The organism is Bradyrhizobium sp. STM 3809, from assembly GCF_000239795.1.
Classification (GTDB): Bacteria; Pseudomonadota; Alphaproteobacteria; order Rhizobiales; family Xanthobacteraceae; genus Bradyrhizobium.
The window spans coordinates 1-8,733 of sequence record NZ_CAFJ01000158.1 but is presented as its reverse complement, the minus strand read 5'-3'; the positions used below and the strand labels follow the sequence as shown (position 1 = coordinate 8,733).

9 protein-coding genes are annotated in these 8,733 nt (G+C 66.5%); 1 reads left to right on the top strand and 8 read right to left on the bottom strand.

From position 1 onward, the window contains the following. Positions 1-174 precede the first annotated feature (174 nt). The 8 genes from BRAS3809_RS08290 to BRAS3809_RS08255 all read right to left on the bottom strand — a co-directional run bounded on the left by BRAS3809_RS08290 (position 175) and on the right by BRAS3809_RS08255 (position 8,036). Positions 175-1,065, bottom strand: coding sequence for a cation diffusion facilitator family transporter (locus BRAS3809_RS08290; protein ID WP_008961636.1), 891 nt, complete (start codon positions 1,063-1,065; stop codon positions 175-177). A 189-nt stretch (positions 1,066-1,254) separates the two neighbouring features. Next, the gene (locus BRAS3809_RS08285; protein WP_008961635.1) at positions 1,255-1,527 is read right to left on the bottom strand and encodes a hypothetical protein; all 273 of its coding nucleotides are present in this window, start codon (positions 1,525-1,527) and stop codon (positions 1,255-1,257) included. Between the two features lie 331 nt (positions 1,528-1,858). Next, positions 1,859-2,314, bottom strand: coding sequence for a BLUF domain-containing protein (locus BRAS3809_RS08280; RefSeq protein WP_008961634.1), 456 nt, complete (start codon positions 2,312-2,314; stop codon positions 1,859-1,861). A 395-nt stretch (positions 2,315-2,709) separates the two neighbouring features. Then, entirely contained in the window at positions 2,710-4,539 is a 1,830-nt protein-coding gene (locus tag BRAS3809_RS08275; protein WP_008961633.1) for a metallophosphoesterase, read from the bottom strand. A 154-nt stretch (positions 4,540-4,693) separates the two neighbouring features. Beyond that, positions 4,694-5,374 carry a spermidine synthase gene (locus BRAS3809_RS08270; RefSeq protein WP_008961632.1) on the bottom strand — a complete coding sequence of 227 codons (681 nt, stop codon included), beginning with the start codon at positions 5,372-5,374 and terminating at the stop codon, positions 4,694-4,696. A 6-nt stretch (positions 5,375-5,380) separates the two neighbouring features. Next, a complete protein-coding gene (moaA, locus tag BRAS3809_RS08265) occupies positions 5,381-6,412 on the bottom strand; it encodes a GTP 3',8-cyclase MoaA (protein ID WP_008961631.1) in 1,032 nt (343 codons plus the stop codon). Positions 6,413-6,577: 165 nt separating this feature from the next. Next, positions 6,578-7,069 (bottom strand): hypothetical protein, encoded by a 492-nt coding sequence (locus tag BRAS3809_RS08260; protein WP_170323266.1) that lies wholly within the window; start codon positions 7,067-7,069, stop codon positions 6,578-6,580. Between the two features lie 280 nt (positions 7,070-7,349). After that, the gene (locus tag BRAS3809_RS08255; protein ID WP_008961629.1) at positions 7,350-8,036 is read right to left on the bottom strand and encodes an HAD family hydrolase; all 687 of its coding nucleotides are present in this window, start codon (positions 8,034-8,036) and stop codon (positions 7,350-7,352) included. 170 nt (positions 8,037-8,206) lie between these two features. On the opposite strand from BRAS3809_RS08255, the gene rpiA reads away from it, so the two are divergent. Continuing rightward, positions 8,207-8,733 (top strand): ribose-5-phosphate isomerase RpiA (rpiA, locus tag BRAS3809_RS08250; protein ID WP_035655753.1); only part of this gene is annotated, 527 nt, incomplete at its 3' end.

The window sequence follows — 8,733 nt, the reverse complement described above, 5'->3', positions numbered from 1 at the left end:
CTGATGACCAGAATGACAAGGGTCGGCACCGCCCCAAGTGACCTATAACAGATCCTGATGGTTGAAACTGAGACTCCGGTGTCATGCCGAGTGACTTGACACCGGGGTCTCGCTTCGTCTGCGAGCCGATCGTTTCGCGCATCGCAGGTGACGGGACAGCGTAGCCGTGGCGGCTCACAGCACGACCACGCCGGAATGCTTGGCCTTGTTCTCGGGCTCGACGTGGATGGTGATCCAACTGTGCTCGTCATCCTCGCGCAGGGCGGCCTCGATGCGGTCGCAGATCACGTGCGCCGCGTTGACCGACATCTCGCCGGGAACCACGAGATGAAACTCGATGAAGGTCATCCGGCCGGCATGGCGGGTGCGGACGTCATGCGCCTCCAGCGCGCCGTCGGCGTGCTGGCTGATGATCTGCCGGATGCGCGCCAGTGTGGCATCGGAGACCGCCTCGTCCATCAGGCCGCCGGTCGATTCCTTGAGCACCTGCCATCCCGACCAGAGGATGTTGACGGCAACCAGCAGGGCCAGGGCCGGGTCGAGGATCGGCAGATTCAGCACGACGGCGAGCAGCAGGCCGATCACGACGCCGCCCGAGGACACGACGTCGGTCAGGAGATGCCGTCCGTCTGCCACCAGCGCCGGCGAGCGCAGCCGCTTGCCGCGGGTGATCAGCAGCCAGCACCACACGGCATTGATCGCGCTGGCGAGGCCATTGACGGCGAGGCCTTCGGTCGGCGCCGCGAACGGCTGCGGCGCGAACAAGTTGCCATAGGCCTCGTGGACGATCAGCAGCGCCGCGACGACGATCATCACGCCCTCGATGACCGCGCTGAAATACTCGACCTTGTGATGACCGAACGGGTGATTGGCGTCCGCCGGCTTCGCCGCGATCCGCACCGCGAGCAGGGCGACGCCGGCGGTGACGACGTTGACGATGCTCTCCAGCGCGTCCGAATACAGCGCCACCGAGCCGGTGATCCAATAGGCGAAGAACTTCAGGCCGAGGACGAGCGTCCCGACCACGAGGCTGCCGGCGGCGAGCTTGATCGATTGCGAATGCATGAGGTCCTTCACCTGGGCATGCGCAGTACTCAACCCGGAGGAGGAACGCAACGGTCGCTTCTGCGAGCAAGTCTCGGTCGCGCCAGTCCTCGTCGGCGGCGCATGCGCCCGCTCAAGCAGAAAGGCCGTGCCCGTCACGATGAGCACGACCCTTCAACCTCGCAAGCGGGCGAGCGAAGATCCGGACGGTTACTTTTCCTTGATGACCGTGGTCGTGCTGCTGGTGCTGCCGACGGTGCCTTCGTCCTCGCAGACCTTGGTCTGCTTGATGCGGTCTTCGGCTTCGACACGGCTCGTGAACGCCATCGGCCCGATCTGGGTCACGACCTCACGGTCGGCCGGGCGCGTGGTGGTGATGGTGCAGTGGTGGCTCGGGCCCTGCACGACATAGTATTCGTCAGCGAGGGCCGCGGCGCTGGATCCGATGATCAGGGCGCCGGCAAGAAGAAGGGAAGCTTTCATCGTCGTCTCTCCGCCCAGTTGTGAGTCCAGATGCTGTCGAATGGAGAACTGACGCGAGGAACAGCGTTGCTGCTCATCGATCAAACCTCTCCGCGGCTGTGCAACTCTCGGACGCGCGCGGGGTTCCGGGCCTGGGGGAGAGAGCGCGGGCAAATCCGGGGCGGTCGCGGCGCTTGACGCCGGCCGCTGTCTCTAAGAACGGACAATGTGCGATGCCGCCCTACGTCGACCCGGCGTGTCATCGGGCCCGGCGCGACCCGAGCCTGTCCTCACACGGACCGATCGCCCTCGGGCTGGATCACGAAACGGCTAAGCTTCGCGACGGATCGTGTCACGCCTGAACAGCCGGAGTCGATGACGCAAGCCAGCCTCCCGCGACCTCGTCGTGCTCGACCAGCGTGATCAGCAGATCCAGGATCTTTTGGCTGGCACGCTCGGCCGATGCCGCATCGTTACTCCACATCAAAGGCTCCAGCTCGCGGAGCTGCTGAGACGAATCGACGAACGCCATCGACCACTCGCCGAAGCGGCGGCGCTGCGTCGGTTCGAAGGACAATTGCTTCACGTCGCAATGCCTGGGGTCGCGCTTGATCCGCTGGAAAGCCTGCTTGACCGCGGTCTCTGGTCCCTCGATCAGCTGGGCGAAATTGCTGTCGTTGAAGAGCAATGCGCCGGTGATGTCACAACAGGCGTTGAACTTGCGGGCGCCGCGGAGGATGGCGTCGATATCGCTCTGCGCCCCCGTGGTCTTGCGGCTGACATAGACGAGGGCGTAGAGATCGGACATTTGCTGACTTCCCGGCAGAACGTTTCACCGTCTGCTCATATCCTATCATATGTTAGCCAACGGTTATGCCGTCTCGTTGTACGTGAAGCAGCTGGCTACCTGCTGACATCGTAATACTACGGTGTTTGCCGCAATTCGATTACGCGAGGCGCGAAGCTTCATCGCGTTTTTTCCTCCGGCCGCAGCAGATCTGCCGTGCATGCGCAGGGAAGAATTGCGTCGCCGCTCGCGCGGCGAATCTCCGTAGTCATGCTGATGCGATGCGGTCCGCAGGCTATCGGTGCATGGTGGAATGTGACCGCGGCCGGCTCAGAGCCGTCGTGGTGCGGGTGCGGTGCTGCGTCGTCGGAGCGTGATCGCCGAGGGATGGTGCGCGAAGCGGTGGCGGTTTCACCTCAGACCGGCCCGGACCTGCCCGAGACGACGAACGTCTCGATCAAATGCGGTCGCAGCGGCCCGGCCGGCACGAAGCGCGGTTGCGCGGAATTTCCGGGCTTGTAGTCCGGATTCTCCCGCCATTCGTGGCGCTGGGGCACATCGTCGAGGCCGATGGCGTGAACCTGGACGTCGTCGCCCTCGATGCGCAACCGGAGGAAGTTGTTGTAGCCGCCGATCCGCAGCGCGCTGAAGGCATCGTTGCGGTTCATGCGCAGCCACCGGCAGGTGATGAGCATGTTGAGGCCGAAATAGCTGCTGCCGAGTACGAAGCCGACAACGCCCATTTCGGCTGCGAGAAGGCCGAGCCATTTCCACACGCTGTACCATTGGCCCGAAAGCGTGAAGTGATCCTGGTTGAACGACGCAAAGGCCCGGGCGGCGAACAGGGCGGTCGCGACATGGGCCGAGGCGTGGATCAGGCTGGTGATGATGACGACCATCGCCTTCCGGAACTGCAGCCAGAGATTCTCATTCGCCAGCGTGTCGAAATCGTCAGGCTTGATGCGGCGCCTGCGCCATTTGTGGTAGATCGCCGACAGCGAGACGTGCTCCTGAGCCGTCGTGTAGAAGACGATGCCGCCGCCGAGCACCAGCGCGACGATCAGGTGGATGTCGGGATAGTCCCGCAGGCCGACCAGAATGCCGACCGCGACATAGACCAGGCCCATGAAGATCGAGAAATCCCAGTTGGTGAGCGCGAACCACAGGTTTCGCCACAGCAGGCTGCGGCTGGTCGGCATCGGCGGGTAGGCCGCGGGCTCCTGGCCGCCGTTCCTGCGGCCGAGCGTCAGCGGCACCGTTCGATCGGTCCAGCGCACGCTGACATCGCTCTTCAGCTGGTGCGTGGGGTGCAGGAAGGCGCCGCCGCCGCCGGACGTCACGAACTGGGTGCCGTCGCCGGCCTGATAGCGGCTGTAGTGATGGGTGTCGCCGGAGAGCAGGAGAGGGATCGTGAGCTGCTTGTTGGCCTTTGCGGCGATGCCGAGCGCGTAGTCGACGATCTCCCACGATTTGGTGTTGGTGTCGGTGTAGAGCCAGCCGGGCTCCGCCGTGCACAGGATGATCCTGGAGCCCGGCAGAAGCTGGTCCGATTGGGCGATCAGGTTGAAATAGTCCGCCTGCGGCTGATCCATGTCGTCGGCGAGCTGAATGTCCATCGCCCAGATCCACCACGTCCGGGTCAGCTGGACGGCGAAATAGCTGCGGCTCTGCCGCGTGCGCCACGAGCCGAAATGGGTGGGGGTCGGCCGGGTGAAATAGGCGAGGAACTGCGACAGGCCGTCGTACCAGTCGTGATTGCCGGGGATCGCGAACAGCGGAACGCCGCGGTCGTCGGTCTTGTCATGGTCGGGCGAGGCCCATTGATACGGCCGCCGCAGCTGGTTCTTGTAGGTTTGCGCGTTGGCATAGGGGTAGACCTCGTCGCCGCCCATCACCAGGATCTGACCGCGCGGCAGCGGCTCGCCGTCGAACGTCAGGGAGTCGCGGGCGAGCAGGCAGGCGACCGCATAGGTGCTGTCGAAGCCGTCGCCGAGATCGGCGACGAAGTCGAGCCAGACCGGTCCGTCCCGCGTCGGGCCGAACTGGTCCACGAGCGCGGTCGCGCGCTTCAGGTGAACGGCGGGCGCCACGGTATCGAGCGCGGCGACCATCAGGCGCCGGTCGGCGTAATGGCCGAACATCGCCGAGGTGATGACGTTGTTGAGAAGCTTGATGAGCAGCCGCGGGTCGAACCAATGCGTCATCCCCGGATGGGTCTTGGTGTCCTTCAAAATGTCGATCGTCATGCCAATCAGCCCGTGAAAACGCTCGCCTCGCGCAAAGGCATCGTAAAATGCACCACATCAATCTCGTGCGGGGAAGACTAACAGGCGTGGTCCGGAATTCAACCAGGGGTCGCGCGGCCGCGCGAACGCCTGCGTTGCCGTCAGCGAGGCGTGCTCACGCCGGCCGCGTCGCGATCCAGATCACGTGGCGGGCACCGCCGCCGCCGCGGCCGGTGGCGCGGATCCTGATCTCCTCGGCGCCGAAGCCGGCCTTGCGCAAACGAGGCGCGAAGCGATCGTCCGGATGCGACGACCACACCGCGAGCACGCCGCCGGGCCGCAGCGCGGTGAAGGCGGCGCGCAACCCTGCGGGATCATACAGCGCGTCGTTGGACTCCCGCGTCAGGCCCTGCGGGCCGTTGTCGACGTCGAGCAGGATCGCATCATAACTGCCGCGCGCGGTCGCGATCAGCTTCACGACGTCGCCCTCGCGGATGTCGACGCGCGGATCGGCGAGGCTGTCGCCGGACAACTCGGCCATCGGCCCGCGCGCCCAGGCGATCACGGCCGGCACGAGCTCGGCCACCGTGACGCGCGCCTGCGGACCCAGCACCTTCAGCGCCGCGCGCAGGGTAAAACCCATGCCGAGGCCGCCGATGAGGAGATGCGGGGCAGGGCGGTCCTTGAGCCGCGCGCAGCTCAAGGTCGCCAGCGCCTCCTCGGAGCCGTAGAGGCGGCTGCTCATCAGCTCGTTCGATCCGAGCTTGATCGAGAAGTCGCGGCCGCGCTGCATCAGCCGCAGCGGCTCGCCGCCACCGGGCACCTCTGCGGTGTCGATCAGCTTCCAGGGGAGCACGAGGGATCAGCCGCCGGTGACGCTCATGTGCCGGCTGACGCTCGGGCGGTTGTGGCGGCGGTCGATGATGAAGTCGTGACCCTTCGGCTTCAGCCCGATGGCGCGGTCGATCGCCTCGCTGAGCTGCTCGTCGCTGGCCGAGGCGCGCAGCGGTTTGCGCAGGTCGGAGGCATCCTCGTGGCCGAGGCAGGTGTGCAAGGTGCCGGTGCAGGTGACGCGGACGCGGTTGCAGCTCTCGCAGAAATTATGCGTCATCGGCGTGATGAAGCCGATCGTGCCGCCGGTCTCGGCGACGCGGACGTAGCGCGCGGGGCCGCCGGTGGTCTCGTCGAGATCGGTCATCGTGTATTGCTGCGACAGCCGGGCGCGCAGCAGCGACAGCGGCAGATACTGGTCGATGCGGCCTTCGCCGATCTCGCCCATCGGCATCACCTCGATGAGCGTCAGCGCCATGCCCTTGCCGTGCGCCCAGTCGATCAGCGCGGGGATCTCGTCCTCGTTCATGTTCTTGAGCGCGACCGCGTTGATCTTCACCGCGATGCCGGCGGCCTGCGCCGCCTCGATGCCCGCGAGCACGCGGTCGAGATCGCCCCAGCGGGTGATGGTGCGGAACTTGTCGGGGTCGAGCGTGTCGAGCGAGACGTTGATGCGGCGGACGCCGCAATCGGCGAGCTCGGCCGCGTATTTGGCGAGCTGTGTCGCGTTCGTCGTCATCGTCAGCTCGTTGAGCGCGCCGCTCTTGAGGTGCCGCGACAGCGAGCGCACCAGGCCCATGACGTTGCGCCGGACCAGCGGCTCGCCGCCGGTCAGCCTGAGCTTCTTCACGCCCTTGTGGATGAAGGCCGAGCAGAGCCGGTCGAGCTCCTCGAGCGTCAGCAGGTCCGCCTTCGGCAGGAACGTCATGTCCTCGGACATGCAGTAGAAGCAGCGCAGGTCGCAGCGGTCGGTCACGGAGACGCGCAGATAGCTGATGCGACGGCCAAACGGGTCGGTCATAGGGCGCGTCAGGGTGGTTTCACTCAACGTCTCAGCGGTCATGGATGGCCTTGGCAGATGGCTGCAGCGCGTGGCGGCGATGCCACGCAGCGACCGCGCGAGGCGCACGGCCGGGTCCTGTTCCCAAGCAATCTAATCATGATCCGCGCGGCTCACAATCAGGCAAGCAGCGCCGTCGTTGCTGCGGCGCAAACGCGGCTGCCGACCCTACTGGCGCGCAGCGCCGGGCACCGGGGCGGGGAACGCCGCGGAGCCAGTGGCTGCGGGCGCGCCGGCCGGCGCTGGTGCGGCGGCCGCCTTGGGCGGCTTCGGCTTCTTCGGCCGCATGTGCTTGACGGCCTTGGGCGCCGGCGCCCCCGGCGCGGGTTGCAGCTCGGCCACGACCGGGCTCGGATCCATCACGACCGGCGGCGAGGTGTTGAAATCGCCGGAGTTGCGGATCACCTGCACCGGGATGGTCTGCGGCTGATATTTGTCCATCGTGAACGTGACGCTGAAGCCGGCATCGGGCGCCGGGACCGAGACGGTGCACGGCGTCTTGCAGCCCGGTCCGAGCGAGGTCTTGGCGTCGGCGCCCGGCGGCACCGATTCGAGCTGCACCGGAACCTCGGGCGCCGCCATCTTGAAGCTGTCCATGGAGAAGGACGAGCAGCCGGCAAGGCCAGCTCCCGCAACCGCAATTGCGATGACACGCCGCATCATGATGTCCGCCCCACACGCACGCCCTGCGGCCATCGGCCGCAATCCCAGTTCGACCATAGGAGTGTCCAAACAGCGGCGCAACAGCGGTCAACCCTATTCTCAACAGAACCTTGGCGTTCCCCAGAATGTTGCTTTTTGTTGCGGACACAGGGGGTTGGGGCGTGATTCTCCACCCGGAGCAGAACCGTTGCGCGGCAGGCCGGTTGCAGGACGGCGCCAACTCTCCGTCAGGGAGAGCGCGGCCTCGCAGCCGCTTTCCGCGCGTCTCGCAGTTCGGTCAGCGGATTTTGAGCGACGGCGCCAGCGTCGTCACCGCGGCCGGCAACTCGCGCATATGGTCGATCAGGTGGTCCGGATTGAGCTCGGCGATCGGCACATCCGTATAGCCGAAGGTGCAGCCGATCACCGGCACGCCGGCGCGTCGGGCGGCGCCGACATCGGTTCCAGCGTCGCCGACCATGATCGCGGCGCCGATCTCGCCGCCGGCCTGCGCGATGGTCTGGCGCAGGATCGCCGGATCCGGCTTGGCGACGCCGAACGTGTCGGCGCCGCAGATCGCGGCGAAGCGGGAGGACAGGCCGAGCTGGTCGAGCAGCCGCTTCGACAGCCATTCCAGCTTGTTGGTGCACACCGCAAACTGGCAGCCGCGGCCGGCGAGCTCGTCGAGCGCGGCCTCCAGGCCCTCGAAGGGGCGCGATTCGACGGCGATGTTGTCGGCGTAGAAGCCGATGAAATCGGCCGTGAGCTGTTCCATCTCGGCGGGGCTCGCGAAGCGGCCCTCCGCCTCGAGCCCGCGCTCGAGCAGCTTGCGCGCGCCGTGCCCGATCATCTTGCGCGCCGCGGCGAGCGGCAGCGGCCGCAGCCCTTCGCGCTGCAAGATGTGATTGAGCGCGTTGATGAGGTCCGGCGCCGTGTCGACCAGGGTGCCGTCGAGATCGAAGACGATGGTGCTGGAGATGGCCATCGGTATTGGCTAGCGACAGGCTTGCGCCCCTGCAAGGGGCCAACCGAGGCTTTTTGTCCGATTTCGTGACCGCTGAGAGCTAGGCCCCGCGGCAAAACATCGCTAGATATGCGCCGGTTTTCGGCCCCCCGCTTCCGGGGGGCCCGGTTGAGGGCGGGTTGTTGGTCGACATGGATGCTTTGAAGCGGCAGGCGGCGGCGCGCGCGCTGGAGGAGGTCGAGAGCGGCATGCGCCTCGGCCTCGGCACCGGCTCGACCGCCAAGCATTTCGTCGATCTGCTCGGCGAAAAGGTGCGCGCCGGCCTCAAGGTCGTGGGCGTGCCGACATCGGAGGCGACGCGGGCCCAGGCGGAGGCCTGCGGCGTGCCGCTGACCACGCTCGACGAGATCGACCGTCTCGACATCACCATCGACGGCGCCGACGAGATCAATCCGGCGCTCGACCTGATCAAGGGCGGCGGCGGCGCGCTGCTGCGCGAGAAGATCGTCGCCAGCGCCTCGGCTCGCATGATCGTGATCGCCGACGACAGCAAATGGGTGCCGCGGCTCGGCCGCTTCCCGCTGCCGATCGAGGTGATCCCGTTCGGGCTCGCCGCGACGCAGCGCGAGATCGGCGAGGCCTTCGCCAAGGCTGGTTTGAAGGCCGGCGTGGCCGGGCCGATGAGCCTGCGCAAGTCCGCAGATGGCCACGTTTTCGT

Excerpts from the sequence above, each read along its gene's own strand:
- BRAS3809_RS08285 (WP_008961635.1), bottom strand. The coding sequence starts at position 1,527 with ATGAAAGCTTCCCTTCTTCTTGCCGGCGCCCTGATCATCGGATCCAGC.
- BRAS3809_RS08275 (WP_008961633.1), bottom strand. The coding sequence starts at position 4,539 with ATGACGATCGACATTTTGAAGGACACCAAGACCCATCCGGGGATGACG.
- BRAS3809_RS08290 (WP_008961636.1), bottom strand. The coding sequence starts at position 1,065 with ATGCATTCGCAATCGATCAAGCTCGCCGCCGGCAGCCTCGTGGTCGGG.
- BRAS3809_RS08260 (WP_170323266.1), bottom strand. The coding sequence starts at position 7,069 with ATGCGGCGTGTCATCGCAATTGCGGTTGCGGGAGCTGGCCTTGCCGGC.
- BRAS3809_RS08255 (WP_008961629.1), bottom strand. The coding sequence starts at position 8,036 with ATGGCCATCTCCAGCACCATCGTCTTCGATCTCGACGGCACCCTGGTC.
- BRAS3809_RS08280 (WP_008961634.1), bottom strand. The coding sequence starts at position 2,314 with ATGTCCGATCTCTACGCCCTCGTCTATGTCAGCCGCAAGACCACGGGG.
- moaA (WP_008961631.1), bottom strand. The coding sequence starts at position 6,412 with ATGACCGCTGAGACGTTGAGTGAAACCACCCTGACGCGCCCTATGACC.